This is a genomic window from Delftia sp. S65 (assembly GCF_016516495.1).
Lineage (GTDB): Bacteria > Pseudomonadota > Gammaproteobacteria > Burkholderiales > Burkholderiaceae_C > Comamonas > Comamonas acidovorans.
On the sequence record NZ_JACVUR010000003.1, the window covers coordinates 1 to 26957 of the forward strand.

General features: G+C 65.7%; 28 protein-coding genes. 21 read left to right on the forward strand and 7 right to left on the reverse strand.

The window, feature by feature from the left end:
• The first annotated feature begins 64 nt into the window (after positions 1–64).
• The 19 genes from IAE24_RS03605 (at position 65) to IAE24_RS03695 (ending at position 18866) form a co-directional block, all read left to right on the forward strand.
• On the forward strand, positions 65–4198 hold the full coding sequence (locus IAE24_RS03605; RefSeq protein ID WP_200016352.1) for a phosphoribosyltransferase: 4134 nt from the start codon (positions 65–67) through the stop codon (positions 4196–4198).
• Between the two features lie 51 nt (positions 4199–4249).
• A complete protein-coding gene (locus IAE24_RS03610; RefSeq protein ID WP_199961170.1) occupies positions 4250–5428 on the forward strand; it encodes a hypothetical protein in 1179 nt (392 codons plus the stop codon).
• Positions 5425–5886, forward strand: a complete 462-nt coding sequence (locus IAE24_RS03615) for a hypothetical protein (protein ID WP_199961169.1) — start codon at positions 5425–5427, stop codon at positions 5884–5886. The genes IAE24_RS03610 and IAE24_RS03615 overlap by 4 nt, the downstream gene beginning before the upstream one ends.
• A gap of 10 nt (positions 5887–5896) precedes the next feature.
• Positions 5897–7804, forward strand: a complete 1908-nt coding sequence (locus IAE24_RS03620) for a hypothetical protein (RefSeq protein ID WP_199961168.1) — start codon at positions 5897–5899, stop codon at positions 7802–7804.
• Between the two features lie 12 nt (positions 7805–7816).
• Entirely contained in the window at positions 7817–8257 is a 441-nt protein-coding gene (locus IAE24_RS03625; RefSeq protein WP_199961167.1) for a hypothetical protein, read from the forward strand.
• A 9-nt stretch (positions 8258–8266) separates the two neighbouring features.
• A complete protein-coding gene (locus IAE24_RS03630) occupies positions 8267–8863 on the forward strand; it encodes a hypothetical protein (RefSeq protein ID WP_199961166.1) in 597 nt (198 codons plus the stop codon).
• Entirely contained in the window at positions 8863–11076 is a 2214-nt protein-coding gene (locus tag IAE24_RS03635; protein WP_199961165.1) for a hypothetical protein, read from the forward strand. Before IAE24_RS03630 ends, IAE24_RS03635 begins: the two co-directional genes overlap by 1 nt.
• Before the next feature lie 2 nt (positions 11077–11078).
• Complete coding sequence (locus tag IAE24_RS03640; protein ID WP_199961164.1) at positions 11079–12971, forward strand: hypothetical protein; 1893 nt, start codon at positions 11079–11081, stop codon at positions 12969–12971.
• A gap of 54 nt (positions 12972–13025) precedes the next feature.
• Entirely contained in the window at positions 13026–13463 is a 438-nt protein-coding gene (locus IAE24_RS03645) for a hypothetical protein (protein WP_199961163.1), read from the forward strand.
• On the forward strand, positions 13460–13834 hold the full coding sequence (locus IAE24_RS30190; protein ID WP_233626252.1) for a hypothetical protein: 375 nt from the start codon (positions 13460–13462) through the stop codon (positions 13832–13834). The genes IAE24_RS03645 and IAE24_RS30190 overlap by 4 nt, the downstream gene beginning before the upstream one ends.
• A gap of 10 nt (positions 13835–13844) precedes the next feature.
• Positions 13845–14567 (forward strand): head decoration protein, encoded by a 723-nt coding sequence (locus tag IAE24_RS03655; RefSeq protein WP_199961162.1) that lies wholly within the window; start codon positions 13845–13847, stop codon positions 14565–14567.
• 4 nt (positions 14568–14571) lie between these two features.
• Positions 14572–15384 carry a hypothetical protein gene (locus IAE24_RS03660; protein WP_199961161.1) on the forward strand — a complete coding sequence of 271 codons (813 nt, stop codon included), beginning with the start codon at positions 14572–14574 and terminating at the stop codon, positions 15382–15384.
• Between the two features lie 50 nt (positions 15385–15434).
• Positions 15435–15926, forward strand: a complete 492-nt coding sequence (locus IAE24_RS03665; RefSeq protein ID WP_325100502.1) for a hypothetical protein — start codon at positions 15435–15437, stop codon at positions 15924–15926.
• A gap of 94 nt (positions 15927–16020) precedes the next feature.
• Positions 16021–16272: a hypothetical protein gene (locus tag IAE24_RS03670; protein WP_199961159.1), complete on the forward strand. Its 252-nt coding sequence runs from the start codon at positions 16021–16023 to the stop codon at positions 16270–16272.
• Positions 16269–16850, forward strand: coding sequence for a glycoside hydrolase family protein (locus IAE24_RS03675; protein ID WP_199961158.1), 582 nt, complete (start codon positions 16269–16271; stop codon positions 16848–16850). Before IAE24_RS03670 ends, IAE24_RS03675 begins: the two co-directional genes overlap by 4 nt.
• Positions 16822–17286, forward strand: a complete 465-nt coding sequence (locus IAE24_RS03680; protein ID WP_325100503.1) for a hypothetical protein — start codon at positions 16822–16824, stop codon at positions 17284–17286. Before IAE24_RS03675 ends, IAE24_RS03680 begins: the two co-directional genes overlap by 29 nt.
• Positions 17283–17612 (forward strand): hypothetical protein, encoded by a 330-nt coding sequence (locus IAE24_RS03685; protein WP_325100504.1) that lies wholly within the window; start codon positions 17283–17285, stop codon positions 17610–17612. The genes IAE24_RS03680 and IAE24_RS03685 overlap by 4 nt, the downstream gene beginning before the upstream one ends.
• A 1-nt stretch (position 17613) precedes the next feature.
• The gene (locus IAE24_RS03690) at positions 17614–18012 is read left to right on the forward strand and encodes a crAss001_48 related protein (RefSeq protein ID WP_199961157.1); all 399 of its coding nucleotides are present in this window, start codon (positions 17614–17616) and stop codon (positions 18010–18012) included.
• A 44-nt stretch (positions 18013–18056) separates the two neighbouring features.
• Complete coding sequence (locus IAE24_RS03695) at positions 18057–18866, forward strand: Gp49 family protein (RefSeq protein WP_199961156.1); 810 nt, start codon at positions 18057–18059, stop codon at positions 18864–18866.
• Here IAE24_RS03695 and IAE24_RS03700 read toward each other — a convergent pair.
• Genes IAE24_RS03700 through IAE24_RS03715 form a run of 4 tightly spaced genes read right to left on the reverse strand, consistent with a single transcriptional unit; the run spans position 18863 to position 19848 of the window.
• A complete protein-coding gene (locus IAE24_RS03700) occupies positions 18863–19141 on the reverse strand; it encodes a hypothetical protein (protein WP_199961155.1) in 279 nt (92 codons plus the stop codon). The genes IAE24_RS03695 and IAE24_RS03700 overlap by 4 nt on opposite strands.
• Before the next feature lie 19 nt (positions 19142–19160).
• Positions 19161–19370 carry a hypothetical protein gene (locus tag IAE24_RS03705; RefSeq protein ID WP_199961154.1) on the reverse strand — a complete coding sequence of 70 codons (210 nt, stop codon included), beginning with the start codon at positions 19368–19370 and terminating at the stop codon, positions 19161–19163.
• Positions 19363–19566, reverse strand: a complete 204-nt coding sequence (locus IAE24_RS03710) for a hypothetical protein (RefSeq protein WP_199961153.1) — start codon at positions 19564–19566, stop codon at positions 19363–19365. Before IAE24_RS03710 ends, IAE24_RS03705 begins: the two co-directional genes overlap by 8 nt.
• Before the next feature lie 12 nt (positions 19567–19578).
• Complete coding sequence (locus tag IAE24_RS03715) at positions 19579–19848, reverse strand: hypothetical protein (RefSeq protein ID WP_199961152.1); 270 nt, start codon at positions 19846–19848, stop codon at positions 19579–19581.
• Positions 19849–20085: 237 nt separating this feature from the next.
• Between IAE24_RS03715 and IAE24_RS03720 the strand changes: the two genes are divergently transcribed.
• Positions 20086–20748, forward strand: a complete 663-nt coding sequence (locus IAE24_RS03720) for an SOS response-associated peptidase (protein ID WP_199961151.1) — start codon at positions 20086–20088, stop codon at positions 20746–20748.
• On the opposite strand, the gene IAE24_RS03725 is transcribed toward IAE24_RS03720, so the two are convergent.
• From IAE24_RS03725 to IAE24_RS03735, 3 genes are all read right to left on the reverse strand, one after another.
• Positions 20726–21214 (reverse strand): thermonuclease family protein, encoded by a 489-nt coding sequence (locus IAE24_RS03725; protein WP_199961150.1) that lies wholly within the window; start codon positions 21212–21214, stop codon positions 20726–20728. The two genes, IAE24_RS03720 and IAE24_RS03725, sit on opposite strands and share 23 nt — an antisense overlap.
• Positions 21215–21550: 336 nt before the next feature.
• Positions 21551–21769, reverse strand: a complete 219-nt coding sequence (locus IAE24_RS03730) for a hypothetical protein (RefSeq protein ID WP_013801634.1) — start codon at positions 21767–21769, stop codon at positions 21551–21553.
• A 97-nt stretch (positions 21770–21866) separates the two neighbouring features.
• A complete protein-coding gene (locus IAE24_RS03735; RefSeq protein ID WP_071956406.1) occupies positions 21867–22163 on the reverse strand; it encodes an H-NS histone family protein in 297 nt (98 codons plus the stop codon).
• Between the two features lie 457 nt (positions 22164–22620).
• Here IAE24_RS03735 and IAE24_RS03740 point away from each other — a divergent pair, with 457 nt between their 5' ends.
• Entirely contained in the window at positions 22621–26457 is a 3837-nt protein-coding gene (locus tag IAE24_RS03740; protein WP_199961149.1) for an ExeM/NucH family extracellular endonuclease, read from the forward strand.
• Positions 26458–26957: the final 500 nt, after the last annotated feature.

A 26957-nucleotide genomic window follows, 5' to 3' on the forward strand; every position in this document is an offset into this window, starting at 1 on the left:
GGGCAACAGCCCGGGGGGGGGGCGCCCCCCCGGGGGAAAAGCGGGGGGGGGGGGGGGGGGGGGGTTGTGGGCCCGGCGGTGGGGGGGCGGGGGGGCCGCGCCCGAGGGCTTTTACTGGCGCGGCAAAGCCTACCTGCTGGCCAGCAAGCTCAATACGCCGGCCGACGCGGCTCGCGTGCTGCACCACGAAGTGCTGGGCCACCATGGCCTGCGCGGCATGTTCGGCCCGGAGCTGAACAAGATCCTCAACCAGGTGGCCACCATGCGCCAAGCCGAGGTTGCGGCCAAGATCAAGGAATACGGCCTGCCGGGCGTCACGGACCTGAGCCGGCGCCACGCGGCCGAGGAAGTGCTGGCCGAGATGGCCGAGAAGACGCCGCAGTTGCATTTCGTGCGCCGCGCAGTGGCCGCCATCCGCAACTGGCTGAGGGCCAACGTGCCTGGGTTCAGGGGGCTGAAGCTCTCGGATGCCGACATCATCCAGGGCTACATCCTGCCGGCGCGCGATTTCGTGGAGCGCGGGCAGCGCGCCGTGTCCGACCGCGTCGAGCCTGTGTTCAGCCGCTCCGACTCGCCGTCCATCACGCCTGACGCAATCATTGGCAGCACGCTGGGCAGCGCATCGAAGCACCCGGACTACGCGGCGGCGAAGGGGGGGGATGTCGCAGCGGCTACACGGCTGGCTGTGGACCTCGTCACACCCGAGATGGTGGCGAAGGTCGCTGCTGCACTGGGTGGCGCCCGCCCGCGCGTGTTGCCGGTGGCGGCCGAAGAGGCCTCGGGGCGCAACAAGATCCCGCGCGCCGTGTCCGAAGTTCTGGCAGCGCGCCTGGGCCTGGAAACGGCGACAGGCATCGTGCAGGCGAACCGCGCGCGTCGCACCGGCCTGGATGGGCTGGACCGCATCTTTGCGCCCGTCGATTTCGCGGGCGCCGTGGAGCCTGGCGACTATCTGCTGGTGGATGACACTCTCACCCAGGGTGGCACGTTCGCGGCCCTGGCCAGCCACGTCCGCGAGGGCGGTGGCAACGTGGTGGGCGTGGTTGCGTTGACCGGCAAGCAGTACAGTGCAAAAATCCAGCCCTCTCCTGAAATTCTCGCAACTCTCCGGCAAAAACATGGTGACCTCGAAGACCAATTCCGTGCAGCCACAGGCTACGGATTCGACGCGCTCACCGAGTCCGAGGCCCGATACCTTGCGCGATTCGAACCGGCTGAGCGACTCCGAGATCGAATCGCTGAAGAAGGACGACGCGGAAGCGAGCGCGCAGATCAAGGCAATCCTCGCCAAGGCGATGACGCCGACGATCTGAGCTTCAGCCGCACGCGGCTTTCGGCGATCAAGGACAGCGCTCTGGACCAGCTCCAGAAGACGATGTCCCACCCGGGCAAGATCTCTGTCTGGGACAAGACCATCGGCACCATGCGGCACCTTGCCGAGCGCGTGCCAGAGTTCAAGCCCGTCTACGAGACTGCGCAGCAGAACATCGATGATGTGTCCATGCTGGCCAACGATGCGGCCGACCGCGCGCCGCGCCTGCTGCCGCGCGTGGACACCATCGGCGATCTGGTGGGCAAGAATCGCAAGACGCCCGTATCGGCTGCCGACAACAAGGCCGTGGCCAAGCCGCTGTTTGAAGGCACGCTGCTCTGGGGGCGTGACGTGGACGGCAAGGCCGTGCTGGTGGACGAGCTGGCCAAGAAGTACGGTAACCTGCCCGCCGACGACAAGGCCCAGTTGCTGCTGCGCGCCGGGCGGCTGGACGACCGCATGCTGGGCGCCTGGCGCGGCCTGCCGCTGGCCCAGTACGAGGCCAACGTGAATTCCCGCTTCGACAGCAAGATGCTGAAGGCCGGCACGGTCTGGACCGATGCCGAACTGCAGACCATGTTCGGCGCGACGCCCAACCAGATCGCGCTGTACCGCGAGGCCCGCGCGGCCATCGACCGCTCCATCGACATGACCGCTCGGGCGGACATGATGCGCGCCCTGGGCGACGAGTACGCCCCGATGCGCGACATGGTGCTGGATGCCCCCAAGCTGTCGGACGCCCTGGAACTACTGACCACCACGCTGCAGCACGATGCCAAGGCCAAGCCGGAGCTGGCCGACCGGTTGCTGCAGTTGAACAACCTGGTGGTGGACCGTGCCGCCACGGCCAAGGATCTGCAGGACGCCGGGTATGCCCCGCTTTCGCGCTTCGGCCGGTACACGCTGGACGTGGTGGATCAGGATGGCAACCGGCAGTATTTCGGCATGTACGAGTCCATGAAGGACTCCAACCTGGCCAAGATCCAGATGGCCCAGGCCTTCCCTGGCGCCGTCATCACGCAGGGAACCATGAGCCAGCAGTCCTTCAAGCTGTTCGCAGGCATAACGCCCGAGACGCTGGAGATCTTCAAGGACATGGTGGTGGGCAAAGAGGCTGACGCGGCCACGCGCAAGGTCTACGACGAATACCTGAAGCTGACCAAGAACAACCACAGCGCGCTCAAGCGCCTGATCCAGCGCAAGGGCATCGAGGGCTACAGCCAGGACGTGGGCCGCGTGGTGGCCAATTTCGTCTACAGCAATGCACGCCAGGGCGCGGCGGGCCTGAACGCGGGCACGATGGACCGCGCCATCAACGACATCCCGAAGGACCAGGGCGAGCTGAAGGACCTGGCCATGGGCCTGCGCAGCTACATCCGCGATCCGCAGGAGGAGGGCCAGGCTGTGCGCGGCATGCTGTTCGCGCAGTACCTGGGCGGTTCCCTTGCCTCGGCCTTCGTGAACATGACCCAGCCCTTTGCGGTCACGCTGCCATGGCTGAGCCAGTTCGGCGGCATCCGCGCGGCCAGCGGCCAGATGACACGGGCACTCAAGGACATGGGCACGCGCGGCATGAAGTACGAGACGGACCTGGCCCATGCCCTGAAATCGGCGGAGGACGATGGCGTGGTGTCGCCGCAGGAAGTGCACCAGTTGATGGCCCAGGCGCGCGGAGCGGGCGGCCTGCGTTCGGGCGACGGCACGCGGGCTGGCGATGCGCGCGCGGCGGCGGGCAATGCCTGGGAGCGCGCCAAGGTGGCATGGGGGCAGCCCTTCGCGTTGGCCGAGCAGTTCAACCGCCGCTCTACCTTCATTGCTGCATTCCGGATCGCCAGGGCCCAGGGCATGCCCGATCCCGGCGCTTTCGCGCGCAAGGCGGTGCTGGAGACGCAGTTCGTCTACTCGAAGGCCAACAAACCCCAGTGGGCTCGCGGCGCCGTAGGCGGCACGCTGTTCACCTTCAAGACCTATTCCGTCAGCTACCTGGAGTTGATGCAGCGCATGTGGAAGCAGGGCGGGCCCGAGGGCAAGCGCGCCGTGGGCTGGGCCCTGGCCATGCTGCTGCTGATGGGCGGTGCCGGCGGCGTGCCCTTCGCCGAGGATGTGGAGGACCTGATTGACGGCGCGGGCCAGCTGATGGGCTACAACATCAGCAGCAAGCAATGGCGCAAGCAGGCGCTGGCGGGGATCGTGGGCAAGGAGCTGGGCGAGTTCATGGAACAGGGCCTGTCTGGTCTGCCGGGCGCGCCCATCGATGTGTCCGGGCGCCTGGGCATGGGCAACCTGATCCCCGGCACTGGACTGTTCCTGACCAAACAGAGCCGCGAGCGCGACCTGCTGGAAGTGGTCGGCCCTGCCGGCGATCTGGTCGCGCGCGGTTTCACTGCTGGCCGCAAGGTTCTGACGGGCGACGTGGCAGGCGCGGCGCTGGAAGTGTCGCCCACGGCGCTGCGCAATCTGGCCAAGGGTGCAGACATGGCCACCACCGGCATGTACCGCGACCAAAAGGGCTACAAGGTGATCGACACCACGCTTGCAGAGGCGGCGGCCAAGGCCATCGGCTTCCAGCCCAAGAGCGTGGCCGAGGTCCAGGAGGCCAATAGCTTCATGCAGCGGTCCAAGAGCTTCTATACCCAGACCTCTTCGGACATCAAGGCGCAATGGGCCCAGGCTGTCTTCGAGAAGGATGACGCCGGCCTGCAGCGCGTGCGCGACCGGCTGGCCGATTGGAACAAGAACAACCCCGAGCAGCCCATCGTGGTCAAGATCCCCGACGTGATGAAGCGCGTGCGCGAGATGAACAAGGATCGCGCGGATCGGATCGCGGACACATCGCCCAAGGCTCTGCGTCAGCAAATGCGCGAGATGGCTGCGACCGTGGGGTGACGCTCCGGGCAGGGTGTGACTCGGACAGCATGCCTTGCCAAAGTCCTCGGCATGGCTGCAATCCGCTACTTCCGAGGCTTGAACAACGTCACCGATCCCATCCGGCTCGGCCTGTCGTGGTTCACCCGCGCCGACAACGTCGATGTGACGGAGTCGGGCGGGGTGCAGGTCCGCGTCGGCCGCTCGCTGGCGATGGCATGCACGCCCACTGGCATCTACTCCACGCGCGATTTCAGCCGCCTCTATGTGATCGACGGCGGCGAGCTGAGGCAGGTGCTGGATGACATGACGGTGCGCCCCCTAGAGCAGGGCCTGGGCCGCGATGCTTGGTGGGCTGAGATCAACGACCAGGTGCTGTACGTGGCCGGCGACGCGGCCGGGATCATCACTGCCGAGGGCGAGGTGCTGCCCTGGCGCCTGCCCGTGCCGGCCGAGCCGCGCGTGGTGGTGGGCGAGGGCGGCCAGTTGCCGGCGGGCCAGTACCGTGTCTGCGCCACCTTCATCCTGCCGGACGGCCGGGAGACACCGGTCAGCACGGCGGCCGAGGTTGTGGTGGAGCAGGGCGCTGCGCTGCAGATCAGCGGCATCGAGCAGCTGCCCGGCTGCGTGACGAGGGTCTACGTGGCGCCGGCCGACAGCACGGTGTTTCAGCTGGCCTTCGGTGCTGCTGGTCCTGTTGCCGTCTGGGCGCAGCCGCCCGAGGCCCTGGGCCAGGAGCTGCTGACCGATGGGCTGGACCCGCTGCCGCTGGGCGTGGACGTGATCGCCGAATGGAACGCCCGCATCTTCGCCGCCCAGTACCTGCCCGAGGACGACAAGACAGTCGTGTGGCGCAGCGAACCTCTGGCGGCGCACCTCTGGAATCTCTCCGAAGGCTTCTTCATGGTGCCCGGCCGCGTACACGCCCTGGCACCGAACAAAGCCGGGCTGGTGGTGGCCACCGACCGCGCCATGCATGCCCTCACGTCCGAAGGCATGGACCTGCTTGCCGACTACGGCACGGTGCCAGGCCTGCCGTGGGCTCTGGATGACAAGCGCACCTTGATCTGGTCGCAGCGTGGCCTGTGCCAGTTCCCTGCATTCACCAATCTGACCGCCTCGCACGTGAGCGTGGCGCCCGGCCTGCAGGCTGGCGCGGCCGTGCTCGAGATCGACGGTCAGACCCGTTTCCTTGCCTGCCTGAACGCGGGCGGCACTCCTTTCAATCAACGACGCGAGGTATCTCCATGACCGTCAAACTCTCTACCGGCCTGCGCAACGCCATGGCCGGCCTGGTCGGCTTTGCCGGCGCAATCAATGGCGGCGTGATCGAGGTCTACACCGGCCCCCAGCCGCTGACCGCTGATGCAGCTCCCACGGGCACGCTGCTGGGCCGAGCCACGCTCAACGGCGCAGCCTGGAATGCGGGTGACCCCACGAACGGCCTGGTGCTGGATGCGGCCGCGGGCGGCGGTGTGGCCAAGCCTTCAGGAGCGACCTGGAAGCTTGTGGGCCTGGCCGCAGGCAATGCGGGCTGGTTCCGCTTCCGCGCCAATGCCGTTGATGACGGCTCTGTCTCCACCACGCTGGTGCGCATCGATGGCGCCATTGCGGTGGGTGGCGGCGATGCGAAGTTCAGCACCGTGGCCATCACCGTTGGCCAGCCGGTCACCATCGACGTCTTCTCGTTCTCGATCCCCGCCCAGTAAGGCCTGCGCCATGGGAGCCGAGCACCTGCTGCTGGACAGCGCCGAAGCCGGGCAGGCCTTGCCCTTCGCGCGCGGCCGTGTTGTCGCACTGCGCGCGGCCGGCTTCCAGTATGTGACCCAGCGCTACGAGCTGTTGGGCCTGCAGGTGCGCGTGACGCTGCAGGGCGAGGATGCCTACATCGAGATCCGCGGCGGCCGTTGGGACTATCTGGTCTGGCCGACCAGCCTGGAGCACCCCAAGGGCGTGATCCTCAAGGAGGGTAAGGCCGTGGAGCCGCTGGCCGCGCTGACGCTCACCGGATCGGACAAGGGCCTGCGCCGCAAGGAGAACGTGGATCTGGTGGCCGGGCCGCACGACTGGATCAGCGCCGACCACAAGACGGTCCTCACCTATGACCACGGCCACGGCTTCCGCTATGCGCTGCAGGGCGCATATGAGGCGCCGCAGCCAAAGGCCGAGATCTGCCGAGCCGGCGCCCGTATCCGCGTGGCGCATGGTGTGCGCGGCTGCACCTTGTTCAAGGGCGAGCGCCCTGGCGGCGGCGCCGTGGAACACCTGGTCTATGCCGCCTACGAATTCCACCCGGATGATGCCGGCGACACGGTGGTGGTGCTGTACCGCGTGGATCCAAGGGACAAGGATGACGAGGGCGTGGCCGCTGGGGCGGAGTTCGCCCGGTGGCAGGCGCCCACCGACCTGGTGCTGGCCCAGCCGGTGTTTTTCGATGGCACGGGCCAGCGCTGCGTGGCCGTGCTGGAGACCGTGACGACCAGCGGCAGCCCGCCGGATGAGGTGGTGAACTTCGGCGCGCCCCGGTACGCGCTGCGCGGCACGCTGACCCTGGACAACAGCGGCCAGTTGCAGGCTCAGTTCGACCTGCAGCCGCTGGCCACCACGCCCAGCGAAGACGTGAAGACCGTGAACGAGCAGCGGCACAACCCTGCCGACGCCTTCTTCACCTGGGGCAGCCTGGCCAATGACTTCTACGACTACACCGACCAGTGGCCGAATCCCGACACGCGCGTAACCCACATGCGCAGCAGCTCGTCCGGCTATTCGCGGACGACCACGACGCAGCGCACTGCGCGACTGGTGGGGTTGGACATGGCGCCAGACGGTACTGAACTGCTGATTGAGCGGATCACCGACAGCTACGCCCAGACCTATCGGGAGGAAACCGAAGCGCTCGGGCACGACGACACCATGCTGTTCAACACGGACCCGGAAGACCGGTCTGTGGTGCTGTATTCGGGCAGCTCCTTCTACACGGACGTCCGGCGCGATGGCGGTGTGTCCAAGGTCACGCAGCGGTTCCTGGTCAATGGCGCGCTGCTGCATGCGCTGGAGGCCATGGAGGAGTCCAGCGATTTGACGGAGACGCGCAGCTGGACGCTGGCGTATGGGCCCACAGAGCATCCGCCGAGCCCGCCGCCGGCCACCCTGGTCACCACCAGTTCAGCGTCTACGGCACGGCGCACGTTCAGCCTGCGCGACATCGATGCCCGGTGGCAGGCCTTGGCCGCCGTGATCGGCGTACACCCGCAGCCCTTTGACGGCGCCCTGCGCGACTACACCGTCTCCCTGCACGGCCAGGCCCAGGGCCAGCAGTTCGACCGGGTGATTTTCGACGGCCAAGTCCATGACGCGCCGCCTGGCGCCACGCTGGACCGCATGCGCTACCGCTGTATCGCGTCTCGGCGCCCTGATGAGTTCGTGATCTGCCTGTCGCCAGAGCAGGGGCCCCATCAGGAGCCGGCCGACACCGAGTTTTTTGACCACCTGGCCCAAACCGGCGCGCCCGACCGCGCACCACTGCTGGTGATGCGCCGCAAGGGCAAGACCATCGCCCCCGGGCCCGACAAGTTTTCCATCGGCGAGGAGCCAGGCTTCCGCCTCGATCCCGTTCATCTCCTCTGAAAGGACCTTCCCATGACATACCGAGTTTCGACGGGCCTGCGCAACTACATGCTGGCGACAGGCTCCATGCGCCAGGCGCTGCAAAACGGCAAGATCATGCTCTACACCGGCCCTGAGCCCGCGAGTGCTGATGACGCTGCCACGGGCACGCTGCTGTGCACCATCGACAAAGACGGCGCAGGCGCAGGATTCACGCTGGACACCACCGCCGTGGGCGGCGTGATTGCCAAGGTGCCGGCTGATGTGCTGCGCGGCACGGTAGCGGCAAGCGGCACGCCGGGCTATTACCGCCATGTCGGCTCCGGCGATACAGGCGCTGCCTCGACCACCGAGCCGCGCGTGCAGGGCCGCATTGCCCAGTCGGGCGCCGAAGGCAACATCACAAACCTCCCCCTGGTGTCAGGTGCGACCCAGGATGCCGACGAGTACAGCATCGCGCTGCCCACGTTCTAAGGCTGGCAGATGGCAAACCTCGCGGGCTACATCTACTGCAGCCGGGCCGAACGCTGGTACACGCCTGCGGGCGACCCGGAGACCTGGCCTGCCCAGGTGCATGTGCATGCGGCCTATGACGATGGCACGAACAGCTATCTGGGCGTCGCCACCTATACGGCCTCCTATTCGGACTATTCCGGTATTGGCAATGGTTACCGCACAGAGCCCGATCTGGAGAGCCGGCCAGGCTATTACGACCTCGTGCCGCCAGCGCTGCGCCATGTCTCGCTGCCCCCAGAGGAGCAGCGGACTTATCGCTGGCACTCCAATCGCACCGGCGCGGACATTCTGGCCGCAATCGGCGATGAATTCGAGCTTGCCGACACCAGCGGCATCGACCCTGACGCGAACTATGCGATTTGGGTTTTCTGGGTGCCGCCCATTGACGAATATGGCTATTTTCAGCCGCCACACCGCATTGCCGCCCTGATACCGATCACGACGGCGCTGTGGCAAGGCATGCCTGTGAATGAGGAAGGGCATCGCTTTGCCTATGCTTCCGACGCGGGCGGCACGCCCTTGGCGTTCTGGACGGATCGCGTGGGCGTTCAGGAGGTGATCTGATGGCAAATGACCTGCTGAAGATCAGCGGCATCAAACTCACGCCCGAAGTGGCTGCTCAGGCTGCGCAGCCCTACCAGCCAGGCCGCGCCGCATGGACCGAGGTCAAGACCGAACGCATCTGCGAGCTGGTGACGACGCCCACTGGCGGCATGACGGCGGGCGTGGTCAAGGTGGTGTACTGGGAAGGCGGCAAGGCGACCGTGCGCTGGGAGTGGCAGCAGGCCACGCCACCCACCTACGTGACCACCCGGGTCTGCCGAGATACCCAGGTCACGATCTACCATCCGGCCCAGCCCGAGCAGAAGGCCCAGGAGGCCGTGGACTATCAGCCGCCTGGCGTGGTCGAGAACTTCCGCGTGGGCTGGAATGCTGGCGCCCGCTCCATCGACTTCTTGGCCGGCAGCGGCTATGCGGAGTTCTCGCTGCAGGGCATCGGTCTGGCTGTAGGCTTCAGCGCCCAGCCCGAGGGCACGCTGTGGACCGACATTGAGCACGCCTTCTACGCCACGCGGCGCACGCTCAAGATTGTGGAGCGCGGAGTCGAGAAGTTCGCGGCCGGCAGCTTCGAGGCTTCAGACGTGCTGCGCATCGAGCGCACTGGCGACCGGATCGAGTACCGCAAGAACGGCACGCTGCTCTACAAGAGCCAGCGCCCCAGCACCCGTCCGGTGTATCTGGACGCATCGCTGTACTCGGGTGGCGACACCGTGTCGAGCCCCCAGCTCAAGAGCACCACCAACAGCAATGGGCGCTTCGTGGCATCCATGCGGCCGCCGGCCGGGCTGCTATCGGACCGACCCTATGCGATCTTCAGGGCGGAAATGGCGGCGCTCACTGGCGAGCTGTCGGCGGTCCGCACGCGGTTCGCCGGCACCATGCGGCCTCTGGAAAGCATGTGGGCTGACCGGCCCTATGCGCGCTTCCATGCCAGCCTGCATCCCCTGACTGGGCAACTGGCCACCGGCCTTCCGCCCCCGGCCTACGCGTTGTTCACGGCCCAGATGTATCCGCTGCAGGGTGCGATGCACATCCTGTCCGGCGGGCTGTTCCGCGCGCACAACGTGATGACGCCGCCGGCCACCCTGTGGGCAGACCGCCCCTATGCCGCATTCCATGGAGAGATGTGCCCAGCCCTGGGGTCCTGGTTTGACTCGGGCTGGACGCAGAGGCCAGTCGTCCGCTTGCCGCGTGCCGGCCTGGTGCTGGCCGCCGGCACGCGCTTCGAGCTGGTCGGCCCGCGCGCCCAGATGCAGGTGGAGGCGCAGGACGTCTCCAGCCGTGTCGAGCTTGTGATGCCGGCTGCGTCGCTGCAGCTGCAGACAGGCGCCCAGGCGGCTCTGGCGGCTCCCGCTGCCCGGATGGCTCTTGAGGCGGACGTCGCTGCCATCGCGCGCTTCGAGCTCACCAGCCCGGCGGCCAGCATGCACCTGGAGGCTGTGGTTGACGCCCTGGTTGAGATCACCATGCAGGCGCCGGCCATCCGCGCCGAGATCGTGACGGGCGGCATGATCACCATGCAGGGCCCTGTGCCCACCATGCACGCGGAGGCGACCACCGAGGTGCTGGCCGAGATCAGCATGGTGGCGCCCGCCGCACGCCTCACCCTGGAAGCCCAGGGCGAAGCCACGGCGGAATTCGTGCTGCGCTCCCCGGCCATGGTGGCGAATGGCTGGGTTGAGGCGGTGCTGTTCATGCCGTTGGCGCGGGCTCGGCTGGAGGCCACGGTGGTGGTCCCAGTCTCCTACGAGGCCTATGCCATCAACCTGCGCACGCAGCTGGAGACCGGAGGCAATGAGGTCACGCGCTACACGGCGTTCCCGTTCACGCGCATCGTGCGCTGGCGCGGCCGCTACGTGGCCATGGCCGCCGATGGCCTGTATTTCCTCGGTGGCGACACGGATGCGGGCCAGCCCATTGCCTGGCACCTGCACACCGGCACCACCGATTTCGGCTCGGCCCAGCGCAAGGCCTGGATCAGCTGCTACGTCGGCGGCCGCATGCCGCCCTGCAGCCGCTTCACCGTGGCCGCGGGCGAGAAGTGCCAGGAGCGCTACCCCTACGACACGCCACGCGGTGCGACGGCGCAGAACTACCGCCAGAAGTTCGGGCGCGGCATGGATGCCCGGTACTACGCCCTGGAGCTGTCCGGCAGGGGCGCGCTGACCATTGATGACCTGGATTTCGAAGTCATCGCCAAGACACGGAGGATCTGAACATGGCGACCGCAGAAGAACTCATTGACGACGCCCGAGGCTATGCCCAAGGCGTTCTGACCGAAGCCCAAGCTGCGCTGGCTTCGGCCACGAGCACGATCACAGGCATCGGCTACGTCTCCCCGAACGTGGACGCCCCGACGCTGGACCAGCCGCTGGACCTGCCGGTGATCCGGTCGGTGCCGCAGATGTCGGATGTGGTGTTCGACCTGCCGACCAGCCCGGGCGAGGCGCCGGCTTATCAGGACATCGGCGCCATCGACATCAACGGCGCGCCCACCAGCACGGCCTCAGCACCATCGCTGATCATGCCGTCAATGCCCGCCAGCATGGAGGCGTTCCAGGGGCAGCTCCCCATGGTCTTCACGGCCATGTCCTTCCCGGATGCGCCAGACCAGCTCACCAACCCGCCGCCCAGCGAGCCCACCATCGTGGAGCGTCAGGCGCCCACGGCCCCCAACATCGTGCTGCCCACGTTCGACGCGGATGCGCCGATCTTCTCGGCCGTGGCGCCTACGGACCTGGCCGGCAAGATGGAGCAGACCTACTACGGGGCCAGCCCGGCCATGGTCAGCATGCTGGACGGCCAGGTCGATGCGCTTCTCGCCAAGTACTGCCCCGGCTACCAGGTCGGCATGGCCGCCATGGAGTCAAAGCTGGCCCAGCTGATGGCAGGCGGCTCGGGCTTCACGCCAGATGTGGAGCGCGCGGTCATGGAGCGCGCCAAGGACCGGAACCTGGGCGAGTACCGGCGCACGCGCGACGCGGCCTGGGCGGACGCTGCTGACCGCGGCTTCACGCTGCCCACCGGCGCGCTGCTTTCCGTGACCGCCAAGGCGCGCCAGGCCGCCGCCGACAACAACGCCCGCGCCAACGTCGAGCTGGTGGCCAAGCAGGCCGAGCTGGAGCAGCAGAACCTGCAGTTCGCCATCAGCACCTCGCAGGCACTGCGGCAGGGCGTGCTGTCGGCCATGCTGGGCTTTCACGGCAACCTCATCCAGATCAACGGCCAAGCCCTGGAGCACGCACGCAGTGTTGCCGGCCTGCTGTTGGAGACCTACAACACCCAGGTGAAGGCCTTTTCCGCGCAGCTGGATGCCTGGAAGGCAGAGGCCGGGGTCTACGAGGTGCGCCTGCGTGCCGCCACCGCGCTGATCGACGTCTACAAGGCCGAGATCGACGCATTGCAAGCGCTGTCGCAGTACGACATGGCCAAGGTCAACGTCTACCGCGCCCGCATCGACGGCATGCAGGCCCTGGCCAATGTCTACCGGGCCCGCATCGATGCCGTGGTGTCGCAGGCCCAACTGGAGCGCGTGAAGATCGACCGCTTTTCCGCTCAGGTACAGGCATACAGCGCCCAGGTGCAGGCCAAGGCAAACGAGTGGCAGGGCTACCGCGCCGCACTGGACGGCGAGCAGCTCAAGGTCCAGATCTTCGACAGCCAGGTGCGCGCCGAAGGCCAGGCTGCCCAGGTCTGGAAGACCAAGGTGGAGGCCATGGGCGAGGCAGTGCGCGCGGCAGCCCTGACCAATGACGCCCGCGCCCGCCAGTACGAAGTCCGGTGGCGCGCCTACACGGCCGAAGTGGCCGCGAAAGGGGAGGTGGCCCGTACGCAACTGGAGAGCGACCGGCAGCAACTGCTGGCATTCCAGGCTGAGACGCAGGCTGCCAGCACGTATGCGCAGGTCCAGGCCACGCATTACAAGGCCAAGGCGGACGTGGAGATCAGCTACATGGGCATGAAGCTGCAGGCACAGATGGGCCAGATCGACAGCATGCGGAACTTCCAAGGCACGCTGGCCGGGTTGTCCAATGCCAACGCGAGCATGAGCGGTCAGCTTGCCTCCATGTCGCTCAGCGGCATCAACACCCTGGCGTTCAAGGACAACTGACCGCCCCCCGGCTAGGGTTCGCGTCCAGCGAACCTGCCGGGAACACTGCGGGGCATGACAACCCCGGCCTGCCTCGACTACACCATCTACCAGGGCGCGACCTTCCGCACCGCCCTGGAGCGCTACAGCGTGGCCTATCCGGTGCGCGAGGAATGCGATGGGGTGGTGAAGGCATGCAGCGGCGAACCGGTGCCGGACGCCGACAAGGTGCCTGAGGATTACACGGGCTGCACGGCCCGCATGCAGCTGCGGCGCGAGATCGATGACCCGGAGGTGCTGCTGGAGCTGAGCACGGCGACCGGCGGGATCGAGTTGGACGGTGCTTGGCTGCGCCTGCTGATGACTGCAGAGCAGACCGCAGCCTTTGTGTACGGACCCATTGCGCCAGGCTGGACCTCCTGCATCGGCCAGATCGAGATCACGCGCCCGAATGGTGACGTGGAGCGGCAGTACGAGTTGCGCTTCGCCCTGTACCCGGAGAGCACCCGGTGACCACCTTCGTCTCTTCCGAACCCTCGGCCGCCGTCATTGAGCGGCAGACCTCGGTCGTGGTGACGCGCGAGGGTGGCAAGACCCATGTGGTTCAGCAGCCGGCGCCGCCCGCTGTCGTCGTGACGCGGGGCATTCCTGGCCCCCAGGGCCCCCAAGGCCCGCCCGGCGGCGGCGCTGGCGCGACATACACCCACACCCAGAGCGTCGCAGCAGCCGTCTGGACCGTTGCCCACAACCTGGGGCGCTACCCCTCCATCACCGTCGTGGACAACCTCGGCGGCCAGCTCTACCCCGATGTCCGCTACGTGGACGCCGACATCGTCCAGATCACCCACAGCGTGCCGCTGACCGGCCGCGCCTATTGCAACTGAGGGCCCAGCCATGAAGATCACGAACAACCTTGACGCCTCGGGCAACCGGGTCATCAACCTGGCCGACGCGGTCAACCCGCAGGATGCTGTCACCAAGGCCCAGCTCGACGCGGCAGTGCAGGGCTACAAATGGAAGGAGCCGGCGCGCGCGGCCACCACGGCCAACATCACGCTGTCGGGCGCCCAGACCATTGACGGCGTGTCCATCGTGGCCGGCGACCGGGTGCTGGTGAAGAACCAGACCACGGGCTCTGCCAACGGCGTGTACTTGGCCGCCTCCGGCGCATGGACACGGGCCACAGACTTCGATGCCGCCAGCGAGGTGTTGGGCGCCGCGGTCTTTGTCTCCGAGGGCACGACGCAGGGCAACCAGGTCTGGCTGATGACCACGGACGCGCCCATCACCATCGGCACCACGGCGCTGACGTTCGCCCAGGTCGGTGGCGGTGCAAGCTACACGGCTGGACTGGGCATCAGCATCAGCGCCGGCGTCATCGCTGTTGATACCGGCGTGGTGGCGCGCAAGGCCTCGGCCACCGTGGGCGATGGCACAGCCACGACCATCACCGTGACCCACAGCCTCAACACCCAGGACGTGGTGGTCAGCGTGCGTGAGACCGCGACGAATGCCGGCGTGCTGTGTGACTGGGTCGCCAACGGGGTGAACACAGTGCAGCTGACTTTTGCTGTGGCGCCGACCACGGGCCAGTACCGGGCCACTATCACGGGCTGATTCCATGAAGCACGTTGGCCGACGCACAGATGCCAAGGACATCGCATCCCAGGATCAGCTTGTTTTCCGCGAGTTGCTCACCGCCGCGCGCACCTACTACGTCCGCACCGATGGCAGCGACAGCAATGACGGCCTGAGCAATTCGTCGGTCGGGGCATTTGCAACAATTCAGAAAGCAATCGATGTGGTTGGAGGACTCGACGCAGGCATCTTTGCAATCACAATTTCTGTGGGGGCTGGGACATTCGCAGGACTGCTTCTGAAAGACCCATTAGGTGCCGGCAGTGTTACGATTCAGGGCGCAGGAGCTACGCAAACGATTCTCGAGACGACATCGACGCATACCATAAACACAGGCCTGTCTCGCAAGTACCAACTCATCGGGTTCAGAGTACAAAACTCTGGAGGAATTGCCCGAGGTTTGTTCTGCGGCCCTGGATCATCAGTGATTATAAATGGGCTGGATTTTGGGGCATGTGCTGCTTATCACATCGATTGCAGTGGAGGCATAGTCACGGCTGCAAGCTATTCGATTAGTGGGGGTGCTCTGATCCACTGGTATGCGGCCAATGGAGGGGCGATTGTATGTGCCGGGTATACCGTGACACTTACGGGATCCCCGAACTTCTCCTCTGCCTTTGCTGCGTGCGACATTGCGGCCATCCTACGCGTTAATACAAACACATTCGCCGGTATTGCAACAGGAAAGAGATACACCGTTGCTAACGGTGGGGTAATTTATGTTGCGGGGGCCGGAGAAAGTTATCTCCCAGGTAATTCGGCGGGGACTGTTGGTGTCGGAGGTCAATACGCATGACCACATACAAGCTCACAGGGGAGGGCTTCGTTTACCGCTTGCGCGACGGCGTGCGCGCGACTATCCCGCTTGCGGACGATCCGGGCCTGCCACCGAATCCCGATGCAGTCGAATACCGCGCCTGGCTCGCGGCCGGCGGCGTGCCGCTACCTGCCGAACTGCGGCCTGCTGCCGAAATTGCTGCGACCCTGCGTCAGGCCCTGGCCGTAGAGTACCGGCGCCGCATGCAAGTCATCGCTGCGGGCTACCCGCTGAGCGAGCGGGAATCCTGGCCGGTACAGACGGAAGAGGCGAGGGCGTTGGAGGCCGACCCCGCAGCCGCAACGCCCTGGATCGATGCCGCAGCGCTGGCGCGCGGGCTGGACCGCCTGGTGCTGGCCGAGCGCATCCGCGAGAAGGACGACAAGTACCGGCAGGTGCACGGGCTGCTGACTGGTACTCGGCAGCGGATCGAGGACCAGATCGACGCCGCCGCCGACGACGCCCTGGCGCTGTCGCAGATCGATGTCGCGGCCGGCTGGCCTTCGTCTGCCCCCGTCTAGGGTTCGACGGCGAGAGGGGGGCTCGGAAAACTCCGGGACATGTTTCAAGAACCCCTCCCGCTGGCCACCGTCAGCATCCAAGTACGGAGCTGACATGGACCGCGAAACCATTGTGCGAACCGCCCTCGTCGAAGGTGCGAAGGCCGCCCCTCCCGTCACCGTGGTGGCCAACAGCGTGGCGAATGGCTGGACCATGACCCACACGGCCACAGCGCTGACCATCCTCTACGTGCTGCTGCAGGCGGCATACCTGCTGTGGCGCTGGAGCAATGAGCGCGAGGACCGCCGCGCCAAAAAGGTGCGCGATCTCATCGACCAGGCCGAAGCCTGCAAGGTTCAGCCATGAGCGGGAGCCGAGTGCCTGCCGCAGGCCTGGGCATCGGCGCCGCCATCCTGGCGTCCTGGATCGCGGCCGAAGGGTTCAGCGCCGCGCCCATCATCCCGGTGCGCGGCGATGTGCCCACCATCGGCCATGGCGCCACGCGCTACGAGGACGGCACGCGCGTGACCATGGCCGACCCGCCCATCACCCGCGAACGGGCGCGCGAACTGGCCATCAACCTGCTGGAGCAGCAGTACGGGTCCTGTGTGCGCGATTCTCTGGGCGACGCGCTGGTGCACTCGACCGAGTTTGCCCAGGCCGTGGACTTCGCGGGCCAGTACGGCTGCGGCGCATGGCGCGGCTCCTCGATGCTGGCGCGCACACGGGCTGGGGACTATGCCGGGGCCTGCAATGCCTACCTGGCCTATCGCTACATGACCAGCGCCCAGCCGCTGCAGGGCTACAGCGCATACCAGTGGGATGCAGCTGGCCGCCCCAAGCGCTGGCGCTACGACTGCAGCACCCCAGGCAACCGCGTCTGTCGAGGCGTCTGGACCCGTCAACAGGCGCGGCATGCCGCGTGTATGGAGGCCCAGCAATGAACCCGATCCTCTGGGCAATGTGGTGGTACTGGTGGAGGGGCGGGCGGTGATCGGCATCACTCCGAAACTGCTTGCGGCCGCTGTCCTCGCGCTGCTGGCCAGCCTACTCGGCAACGCGCTGCTGGCCAGGGCCTACCTGGGCCAGCGCGACGCCGCCACAGCCGCGCGCGCCAGCGTGGGCGAGATGACCCAGCAGCGGGACGGCGCCCGCGACCTGGCCGCCGCCTGCAGCGATGCCGTCGATGACCTGCGCGATCTGGCCGACCGGCGCAAGAGAGAGGGCGATGCCGCGCGAACCAGCGCCGCCGCCCAGGCGCGGACGCACGAGCAGCGCGCCGACCAGATCCTGGCCGCTCCGCCGGCCGTGCCCGGCGATGCCTGCACGAGCGCCCAGCACCGGGTGGACAACTGGCTGCAGGGGAGGGCGAAGCCGTGAAATTGACAAATTGCTCAATTCGTCAATTCGCGGTGCTGGCTTCCCTGCTGGCCCTGGCCGGCTGCCAGACCGCGCCGACGCGAGTCGAGCTGCAGCGCGTGAATGTGCCCGTGCCCGTGGCATGCGACGAGCCGGTGCCAGAGCGCCCGGCCATGCCCACCGAGCAGCTGCGCCCAGGCGCCACGGTGGACCAGTTCACGCAGGCCGCCCAGGCCGAGATCGAGCGGCGCGAGGCCTACGAGATCAAGCTGGCCGCGGCCCTGGCCAACTGCCGCCGCCCCGTTTCCCCGAGCCTGCCGGCCGCAGGCACCACCCCCAACCACTGACATGGCATCCACCACCATCAAGTATTTCGCCCACGCTCACCTGCCTCCCAAGCTGCAGGCAGTGAGCCAGCCCGTGGGCCTGCTGGCCGAGCTGCTGGAAAAGCAGCTGCCCGATGGCCCCGAGAAAAGCGCCGGCATGCGCAAGCTGCTGGAGGCCAAGGACTGCTTTGTCCGCGTAGCGCTGGATATGCCCGAGCCGCTGGCCAGCACGCTGGCGCAGAAGAACGTGCTGGACCAGAAGATGGACTGCGACCAGGACATCAGCCGCCTGGACACGTTCATCCGCGAGAACGCCGCATTCCCCGCGCTGCCCGCCGACGAGCAGGCCCGCCTGCGCCGACAGCTGGACGTGATGCACGAGCTGTCCGCGATCCTGGGCGAGCGCATCGCCAGTTTCTGAGCCAGCTGGCCCGCACCGGCCGGCTGCCGGAAACTGGAGTACGCATGACCTTTCTGAAAAAACACTGGCAGGCCACTGCCATCGTGGTAATCGCCGCGCTCTTGACCATCTTCGGCTGGCGCATGTTCAGCCAGTCCGCCCAGATCATCGATCTCGGGATTTTCATGCTGCTGGGCACAGCGTTTCTGCTGATGCCGATTGCCGGTCTGGCTGAGCAGATCCTCCGCAAGCTCGGGGAGCAGACCGCTACCGCGCCACCGCGCGAGCGCACGCACCGCCAAGAGCTGGAGCTTGCGATGGCGCACGGCATGGGGGCATTGGTGGCCAATCCCAGCTACGCGGGCAAACTAGTGGGCAGCAACATCCGCGAGGCACTGGACGCCATGGAGCTGCAGGCTGCTTCGGCTGTCAGTTGCAAGGGGGCATATTGCGGCGCGACAGACGGCCGCCACTCGCGCGAATGCATCGCCGAAGCAGGTGCGACGCAAGGCTGGATTCCTACGGACGCCGACTATGCAAGCTGCAGCCCGTCGCGTGTGACTCCAGCTGACATCGAGGCCGAGATCGCTCGTGAGCACTATTTCACCGCCGAGCAGGGCGCCAAGCATCCTGACGCAGACGCAAAGCCCTACGACTTCGGCGATGTCTGGAAGAGCAGCAACCTGGGTGCCTTGACCTTCTGCGTGCTGGTCCTGAAGAACGGCACCAAGGTGGTCGGCATCAACTACGGCGCCATCGACCCGGCGCAGCACGACGCTGCCCGAGGCCGCCAAGAGGCACGCGCACAGGCCGTGGAGAAGGTCTGGGAACTGCTGGGCTTCCGGCTGCGCGACAAGCTGGCGGCCGGCGCCTAAGCTGCAGGCGCCGGCTGATCCGGTGCTATCGACACCACGGTCCCGTCGATCGCCACCATCTCGCCCTTGGTTGCGGGGTCCGCATCAAGCGGCACGCCCCACATCAGGCCTGGGTGCTCGCCCTTGTGCATGACGTGGTCCAGGTGATAGAGCTCCTCGGGCGGCAACTTGAACCGCTGGGGGTACTTGTCGCCGTGGGCCTTCCAATGTCCCATGAAGCCAGCGACGACGCGCTGGTGAACTGTGTGTTTTGGGTTTGTGGGATCGATTGCCATGTGCGGCATTGTGCCGTGCTCAATCCTCCGGGCATCGCTCCATGGCCCAGTCCAGTGCCGCCTCGGCCGTGTCGTGCGGCCCGTCGAATGCCCTGATGCCGCGCTCATCGTCCCAGAGGGCGCCTGTCCAGCGCCGGGCAGCAGGGAAGGGCAGGCGGCCGTAGTCCACCACGACCGCATACCAGCCCGGCGCCGTGGGGTGGCCGCCCCAGATCAGACTGTCAGCCATGGTGGGCAGGGAGGATCTGTACAGGCCCGAGGCCGCTGTGCACTATCCCCCCACTGGGGTCGCGCACCACGAACCAGTCCTTCGCCTGCTGCTCAACTCGGTAGTCCTCTGGTCGGCCTGGCAGCAACTCTTCCTCTGGCTGGCCGAACCAGGGGTGCATGCGGAGAATCGTCGGATAAATCAGCGGCGGGTGCATGACTGTCTCCTATCAGCGTGTGAACGGCATCTCGCGCCCTTGCTCTGCATACCACTGCGCGGCAACGCTGGGCGTCTCGGATCGAGGTGGGAGAGTGGCGGGCAGCTTCGGTGAAAAGCGGGTGGCATCGAACTTCGTCAGCGCAGGAGCATCCAGGGATTCCAGGGGGCGGATGAGCCACATCTGCTCATACTCGGCAATGCCCTCTTCGGTGCGAGCGCAGACATGGCCCCGCCAGAGCATTGCATCGCCCAGGACATCCAGCAGCACGGGCTCAAACATACGGGGGCCAGGTATGTGGTGGCCACTCCACTCGACCCAAAGGGACGCGACGCGCATGTTGCGCCTGCTGTTGTTTGTCTTGCCGTCGTCGTATGCAATGCGCAGGTCTCCCCGGACCGGCTCAGGCCAGTCTTTGGGTGCCAGACGGAGGCCAGCGCGACGGAGTTCGATGAGTTCGCAAAACACTGTGCAAATATACAGCTATAGGATTGGCATCGGAAAAGTTAGCATCCACTTATGTGCAATCGATATAAGTCGCCCCGCGAAGATGAGATCGAACGCATGTGGCGTGTGGGCCGCCAGGATCCGAACCGCTGGTGGGATGCCGATGTGTTCCCGCGAGGCACAGGGGCGTTCATCCGCAGGGCGCAGGACGACACGGGCTACAGCCGCGAGCTTGTCGCTGGGCAGTGGGGTCTCATCCCGTGGTTCGCGAAGGAGCCAAAGCTCAAGTACCCGACGAACAACGCGCGCTCCGAAGAACTGGCGGCCAAGGCCAGCTACAAACACCCGTGGGCACGCGGGCAGCGCTGCATCATCCCCGCGATGACGTTCGACGAGCCATGCTGGGAGAGCGGGAAAAACGTGTGGTGGAGGTTCGCCCGCGCCGATGGTGACCCGTGGGGGCTCGCCGGGCTCTGGAACTTGTGGGCCGACCCGGGCACGGGCCAGGTATACGAGAGCTACACGATGCTGACGATCAACGCCGACGACCACCCGCTGATGAGCCGCATGCACAAGCCTGACCCGAAGCTGCCGGCTGACCGCCAGGACAAACGAAGCGTGATCCCCATCGAGCTGGCCGACGTGGACCAGTGGCTTGCGGGGACAGTGGCCGAGGCCTCTGAGCTGCTGCGTGTGGCACCGGTCGAAGTGTTCAACGCCGGCCCTGTTGCCTAAGATTTGCGCGCCAGTCCCAGGGCGCCGTGGGCTCGGGATCAGACCACAGGCCCACGCGCTTGGCCTTGGCCTCTGTCTCCGCGAATTCGTACTGCCCGCGCTCCTGGGCAGACTGCTCGCGGGAGTAGTAGCGATACCACCATGCCATCCCCTGGGTGACCATGGCCAGGCCAGCGTCAAGCGTGCGCGGGCCATTGGGCGACGATGCCGGCGCGACCCAAACGCTGCAGACGTGGCGCTTGTACCTGTCGATCTTGTTGCAACGCAGCTCAGCCTCTTTCCGGTACGTCAGGTCGCTCAGGGCCTGCTTGGCACGCGCTCCGTGGGGCTGCCGGCTCTCCGGCGCATCAATGCCGCCCAGGCGGACCTTGACCTGCTGATATTCGCCCGGCTGGCCGCAGCGTGCAGTGAGGGTATCGCCGTCGCTGATGCCGACGACAAAGCAGAGGAGGGTAGCTGCGAGCATGCTGAATTCTGGGATGAATGACGCTTACAAAATGATGCAATAAGTCCGCAATTTCTGCAGCGCCGAGCAGATTGCCATAGGTTGCCACGGCTTGTTTTTAGAAATTGGGAAATTCACACCGGATTCACGCAGCCCAGCCACAAGGCGCGTGGATATTGGGTCGGACGCGGGTTCAATTCCCGCCAGCTCCACCATCCAAGACACCGCCACACACTGATGACCTCAGCGTGTGGCGGTTTTTTTTGTCTTCAAGTGTCCTGCGGTGTCGTCGGAATCGCACGGATTTCGCACGAGCTACGGGAAAGGGCTCGGCAAGGAGGCTGGCCCAGGGTTGATTCAGCTGCTGCCCATGTCGGGCATGGGCTGTTGCGACAGTTCCTGGATCAGCGTGAGGCGGAAATGCGCCAGGGCCTTGGCGCCGTGCTGTATGTGGTGCAGGTCTGCCACCCCGCCGATGCCCGAGACCAACAGCTCTGGTTTGTTGGACAGGATGACTTCTATGAAGTGGTCAGCCAGTTCTGCTGCCAACAGGGTTTCTGTGCTCTGTTTGCTCATGTGCGTTTCCTCCTTGTGTTGGAAATCGCATGGTATGGCAACGCGGCGAAATAGGGGGCGCCGACTGGGGGGCATGGCCGGCGCCCGGTGTCGATTCTCAGATGGCGAGGCTTGCGCGGTCCTTGCCTTCTATCCACTTGGGCGGCTTGCCGCGGCCTGTCCAGGTGGCGCCGGTTTCTGGGTTGCGGAATTTGGGCTCTCCCACGCTGTGCTTGCCGGGCTTGCCGGATTTGCTCTTGGCGGAGGGGAAGACATCCTCCTTCGTCAAACCATATTGCTGCACCATCGCCTTTGCTTCAGCGATCGCATCGGTTTTCGCGTGCTGGATGAGTGCGTCGATTTTTTTCTCAAGCTCGGCTTTTTGTTGCAGCAGGGCCTTGTAGTCGGATGTCATGGCAATGATGATTTTCAGTGGGAGATGCGCGTGTATATCACGGGTATGAATATTTTGTAAGTTATCAGTAAGAAAAAGAGTGTGCGAATGCAGGAACGGTCACCAGCGACGTGGCGCGTTCAGAACAGGTGATGGTGATGGTTGGGGCGATGAGGTGCGCCCAAGAAAAAGGCCAGCGCCTTGCGCTGGCCTGGGAAGAAAGAGCCGGTGCTTTTTGAAAGCTTCCTGGGGGAATGAGAGGGAGGGAGGAGGAAATGCCCCAGACCCGGCAATGAAACGGTGCAGAAACTGAAGGCGATGATGCCTGCCGTGCGCAGGCCGGCCGATGGGTGAGAGGCGAGTCTGCACGTAGGACAGGGGAGCATCTGCCGAGTCACAGGCTGGTCATCTCCATGCGCGATAAACCGGGAGTTGCGCAACCATGGGGGGGAGCGCATTGTTTTTTTATTGCGCATCCATGTCCATTGCTGCCACGCTGATTCCATTTGTTTTCAACCCGGCCAATCCGATGAGTGCGCCATTGCAGCGCCATCGTTGGCGCCTGTATGGTGCGGGCCTGCTTCTTTCGGCGTCTGCCGGGGTATGGGCGCAGGTTCCCTTCAACGGCACCTACACGCAGGATTTCGACACCCTGGCCGCGTCCGGGGCGGGGTTGGCCTGGGCCAATAACAGCACCTTGCTGGGCTGGTTTCTCTTCAACAAGAGCCTGGCATCCATCACCTCTTATGTGGCTGGCAATGGTGCCTCCAACACCGGCAGCTTCTACAGCCTGGGGCTGAGCGCGGACCGCGCCTTGGGGGGCGTGGCATCAGGCGGGGCCTACTTTGGCAGCCCGGCCCAGGGCGCTGTAGCGGGTTGGATCGCGCTGGCGGTGCGCAATGACACGGGTGGCTCGGTCGATGGCATCACCTTGCGATTCAACGGCGAGCAATGGCGCAATGGTGGCAATACGGAACGGCAGCCCATGGTGCTGGAGTACGGCATGGGAGCCACCTTTGCCGACGTGCCTGAATGGCTGCCTGCCGGCGCGAACTTCAATTGGCAATCGCCTGTTGCCACCGGCACTGCTGCCGCCGTGGACGGCAATGTGGCCGGGCGGGTGAACAATGTGGGCGGGGATCTGCGCGGCCTGGGCTGGGCGCCAGGTGCCACGCTGTGGCTGCGTTGGGTGGAACTCAATGATGTGGGCAACGACCACGGCCTGGCCATTGATGACGTCTCCATCACCCTGGCGCTGCCCGACACCACGGCGCCCACGCTGCAGGCAAGCATTCCCGCGGCGGCGGCGACCGGGGTGGCGCTGAATCCCGAAATCAAGCTGAGTTTCGATGAGGCGGTGAAGCCCGGTAGCGGCAGCTTCGAACTGCGCCAGGGCGGCACGGTGGTGGCAACGCTGCAGGCTGGCGATGCGGCGCAGGTGAAATTCAGTGGCTCGACCATCACGCTCAACGCGGGTGTGCGGCTGGCGGTCAATACGCCCTATAGCCTGGTTTCCGTGGGCGAGCCGGTGCTGGATACCTCGGGCAATGCGTGGACCGGCACGACGCTGGGCTTCACGACGGGAGGCGAGCCGCCGGTCACCAGGATTTCTGCGGTCCAGGGCTCTGGCGATCAGTCTCCGCTGGTGGGGCAGAAGGTGACGGTGAGTGCCGTGGTGACGGCCTATATGCCTGGACTGAGCGGCTTCTTCGTGCAGGAAGAGGCGGCAGACTCCGATGGCGATGCTGCTACCTCGGAAGGCATCTTTGTCTACTACGGCAACGCCAATCCTGGCGTGGATGAGAGCACGGTGGGCAAGCTGGTGCAGATTTCCGCCTCGGTGAGCGAGTTCCGCAATCAGACCCAGCTCAGCGCCATTACGGACTTCGTGGTCCGCGGCGCGGCGGCCTTGCCGGAGCCGGTGCGCATCACACTGCCTGTCAGCGACATGGGGCAATGGGAACGTCTGGAAGGCATGCGTGTGGAGGTGGCATCCGCCACCGCAGGCGGCAAGCTGGTGGTGAGCGACAACCGCACGCTGGGCCGCTACGGCAATGTCACACTGTCTGCCGATACGCCGTTGGCGCAGTACACCGAAGTCAACGCTCCCAGCGTGGCGGGCTATGCAGCCTACGTGCAGGCGCTGCAGCGCAGCCAGATCATTCTCGATGATCGCTCCGGGGCCCAGAATCCCGAGTTCGTGCCGGGTCGTGGCGGCTTGCCGCTGTCGGCGTCCAACACGCTGCGCGCTGGCGATGGCGTGGACCGCGTCATCGGCGTGCTCGACCAGTTCTTTGATGCTGCCGCCAGCGAGCCCTATCTGACCAGCTACCGCGTGCAGCCCACGCAGACGCCGCAGTTCACGGGAGCCGCGCGACCTTCAGCCGCCGAATTGCAGCAGGCCGTGGGAGCGGCCACGCTCAAGATCGCATCGGCCAACGTTCTCAATTTCTTCAACCTGACCGGCGCCACAAGCGGCTCTTCCCAGGTGATGTTCAACACGCCGCTGGGCAACCAGCAGGGCATTCGCGGCGCCAACAGCATTGCCGAGCTGGACAGGCAGCGCGCCAAGATCGTGGCCAATCTGCTGGGGCTGGGCGCCGATGTGTACGGCCTGATGGAGGTGCAGAACAATGGCTTTGGCCCGGGCAGCGCCATCCAGGATCTGGCCGACGCCTTGAATGCGAGTGCCGACAAGCCTGCCGGTGCCGTGTATGCGGTGGTCAAGGCGCCCTTCAGTGAGGCTGCAGGCACGGTGCCAGGTGCGGGCACGGTGCCAGGTGCGGGCACGGATGCCATTACCGTGGCCATCGTCTATCGCAGCGACCGCGTCACGCCGATGGGCAGCGCAGCGGCACCCAATGTCTCTACCTACGATGCCTTCAACGGAAGCATCGGCGGAGCCCGGGTGCCGATTGCGCAGACCTTTGCCGTGGGCGGCAGCACGGAGCAGTTCACGCTGGTGGTGAACCATTTCAAATCCAAGGGCAGCGTGCTCGGTGGCGCAGGCAATGCGGACGTGCTCGACGGCCAGGGCGCCAACAACGCGGCGCGCGTGAAGACGGCCCAGCAACTGAGCAACTGGCTGGCAACCCGGCCCACAGGCGCGACCAGCCCCCACGTGGTGCTGGTGGGCGATTTCAACGCCTATGCGAAGGAAGACCCCATCACCACGTTGGAGACCGGCGGCTATGTCAAGGTCTCCCAGGGGCTGTCCTATGCATTCGACGGAATGTGGGGTTCGCTGGACCATGTGCTGGTGAGCACCAGTCTGCAGCCCAGCGTGGGGCGTGCGGTCAAGTGGGCCATCAATGCCGAGGAGCCCGAGGTGCTCGACTACAACGTCGAGTTCAAGTCGCTCGATCAGCAGGCCAGCTTCTATGCGCCCACTGCCTATCGTTCCAGTGACCACAACCCCATTCTCCTGGGCCTGAATTTCGGTGGCCGGGCGCCCTCGTTCAGTGGCGTGCCTGCCAATGCGCAGGTCGTGGTGGTGGGGCAGGCGGCCGATCTGGCGGACGTGGTGGTGGCCGATGCCGACAGCCCCGTCGTCACACTGTCCATCGTCGCCAGCGGCGGACAGGTGCTGGGCCTGGAGGATGCAGATGCTGCACAGCCCGGCATACAACTGCGCGGCAGCCCCGAACAGGTGTCGCAGCAATTGCGCGCCGCCATGTACATGGCTTCGGTGGCCGGCCCGGCCAGCCTGCAACTGAGCGTGAGCGATGGTGTCCATGCGGCTGTGACGGCCACCTATCCGCTGCTGGCGACCGCAGCGGGCGCGGTGGACCCGGCCAATCGATTCAACATCACCGGAGCAAGCCAGATTGCGGTTGCGGGCGAGGTCGTGGGCGGTGGCGCCAACTGCCGCCTGACCGAGCCGCCGCAGGTCGTGGCGGCACCGGGTACTCCACGTCCTGGGGCCGTGGTGCCACACGGGCTGCTGAAGCTCAATACCGATGGCTGTGATGCGGGTGCGCTCGTGACGGTCAGGCTGACCTATCCGAACGATTTGCCCAGTGGTGCTGAATACTGGAAGTGGGGCCGCACGGCAGATAACACCACGCAGCACTGGTACCGCATACCTGCAACGCTGCAGGGGCGCGTCGTCTCCTTCGTGCTGCGCGATGGCGGCCTGGGCGATGACGATCTTCTGGCCAATGGCCGTGTGGAAGACCCTTCGGCCCTGGTGCTGCCTGCAGCGGTCGGTGGCGGTACGCCGGCGGCGATTCCGTCACTGAGCGAGTGGGCGGTCGCGCTGCTGAGCCTGATGATGGGTGGGCTGGCCATCCGTCTGCGCCGCCGCAACCCTTGATGCTGCCGTGAAAAAGGCCCGGTCTGCACCACGTGCAGGCCGGGCTTTTTGCATAGGGGCAGGGGAAACTGCGGACAGGCATTTTCCTGACTGCGTGCAAGAGGGATAGGTGGGAGAGGATCTTGGTGTGCAGCCGCAGGCCGATGCTTGATGATGGCCGGGTTGGGTGCAAAAGTGGCGCGTCTGCTGCTGCTGGCGCCGTCTCGGTGCAAGGAATGAGAGAGATATCCAGAAACGATCGTGCTTGAAAAAGAGCCTGGCTAACCGGCATACCGCTGGCTGGCAAAAACGACTGCAGGCTGAACTGGCCTGACGAGTCGCCCCACGATGAAACTGAACTGCTGCAACACCATGAATGCTGCAGCATGGGTTGAATGATATACGCAAACAAGAATCATTCTCAAATAAGCCCAGAACTTCTCTGGAATTAGAAAAAGCTTGTGTTTTGCGGTTTTCGCCTGCTGGGCTGGTATCTGACGTGGTGCCGCTCAAGAAAAAAC

Coding starts and splice junctions, on each gene's coding strand:
- IAE24_RS03700 (WP_199961155.1), bottom strand. CDS start 19,141: ATGGCAATCGATCCCACAAACCCAAAACACACAGTTCACCAGCGCGTC.
- IAE24_RS03655 (WP_199961162.1), top strand. CDS start 13,845: ATGAAGATCACGAACAACCTTGACGCCTCGGGCAACCGGGTCATCAAC.
- IAE24_RS03690 (WP_199961157.1), top strand. CDS start 17,614: ATGGCATCCACCACCATCAAGTATTTCGCCCACGCTCACCTGCCTCCC.
- IAE24_RS03620 (WP_199961168.1), top strand. CDS start 5,897: ATGGGAGCCGAGCACCTGCTGCTGGACAGCGCCGAAGCCGGGCAGGCC.
- IAE24_RS03615 (WP_199961169.1), top strand. CDS start 5,425: ATGACCGTCAAACTCTCTACCGGCCTGCGCAACGCCATGGCCGGCCTG.
- IAE24_RS03675 (WP_199961158.1), top strand. CDS start 16,269: ATGAGCGGGAGCCGAGTGCCTGCCGCAGGCCTGGGCATCGGCGCCGCC.
- IAE24_RS03730 (WP_013801634.1), bottom strand. CDS start 21,769: ATGAGCAAACAGAGCACAGAAACCCTGTTGGCAGCAGAACTGGCTGAC.
- IAE24_RS03680 (WP_325100503.1), top strand. CDS start 16,822: ATGCCGCGTGTATGGAGGCCCAGCAATGAACCCGATCCTCTGGGCAAT.
- IAE24_RS03740 (WP_199961149.1), top strand. CDS start 22,621: ATGTCCATTGCTGCCACGCTGATTCCATTTGTTTTCAACCCGGCCAAT.
- IAE24_RS03695 (WP_199961156.1), top strand. CDS start 18,057: ATGACCTTTCTGAAAAAACACTGGCAGGCCACTGCCATCGTGGTAATC.
- IAE24_RS03645 (WP_199961163.1), top strand. CDS start 13,026: ATGACAACCCCGGCCTGCCTCGACTACACCATCTACCAGGGCGCGACC.
- IAE24_RS03640 (WP_199961164.1), top strand. CDS start 11,079: ATGGCGACCGCAGAAGAACTCATTGACGACGCCCGAGGCTATGCCCAA.
- IAE24_RS03635 (WP_199961165.1), top strand. CDS start 8,863: ATGGCAAATGACCTGCTGAAGATCAGCGGCATCAAACTCACGCCCGAA.
- IAE24_RS03625 (WP_199961167.1), top strand. CDS start 7,817: ATGACATACCGAGTTTCGACGGGCCTGCGCAACTACATGCTGGCGACA.
- IAE24_RS03715 (WP_199961152.1), bottom strand. CDS start 19,848: ATGTTTGAGCCCGTGCTGCTGGATGTCCTGGGCGATGCAATGCTCTGG.
- IAE24_RS03710 (WP_199961153.1), bottom strand. CDS start 19,566: ATGCACCCGCCGCTGATTTATCCGACGATTCTCCGCATGCACCCCTGG.
- IAE24_RS03630 (WP_199961166.1), top strand. CDS start 8,267: ATGGCAAACCTCGCGGGCTACATCTACTGCAGCCGGGCCGAACGCTGG.
- IAE24_RS03735 (WP_071956406.1), bottom strand. CDS start 22,163: ATGACATCCGACTACAAGGCCCTGCTGCAACAAAAAGCCGAGCTTGAG.
- IAE24_RS03610 (WP_199961170.1), top strand. CDS start 4,250: ATGGCTGCAATCCGCTACTTCCGAGGCTTGAACAACGTCACCGATCCC.
- IAE24_RS03720 (WP_199961151.1), top strand. CDS start 20,086: ATGTGCAATCGATATAAGTCGCCCCGCGAAGATGAGATCGAACGCATG.
- IAE24_RS03670 (WP_199961159.1), top strand. CDS start 16,021: ATGGACCGCGAAACCATTGTGCGAACCGCCCTCGTCGAAGGTGCGAAG.
- IAE24_RS03725 (WP_199961150.1), bottom strand. CDS start 21,214: ATGCTCGCAGCTACCCTCCTCTGCTTTGTCGTCGGCATCAGCGACGGC.
- IAE24_RS03660 (WP_199961161.1), top strand. CDS start 14,572: ATGAAGCACGTTGGCCGACGCACAGATGCCAAGGACATCGCATCCCAG.
- IAE24_RS03705 (WP_199961154.1), bottom strand. CDS start 19,370: ATGGCTGACAGTCTGATCTGGGGCGGCCACCCCACGGCGCCGGGCTGG.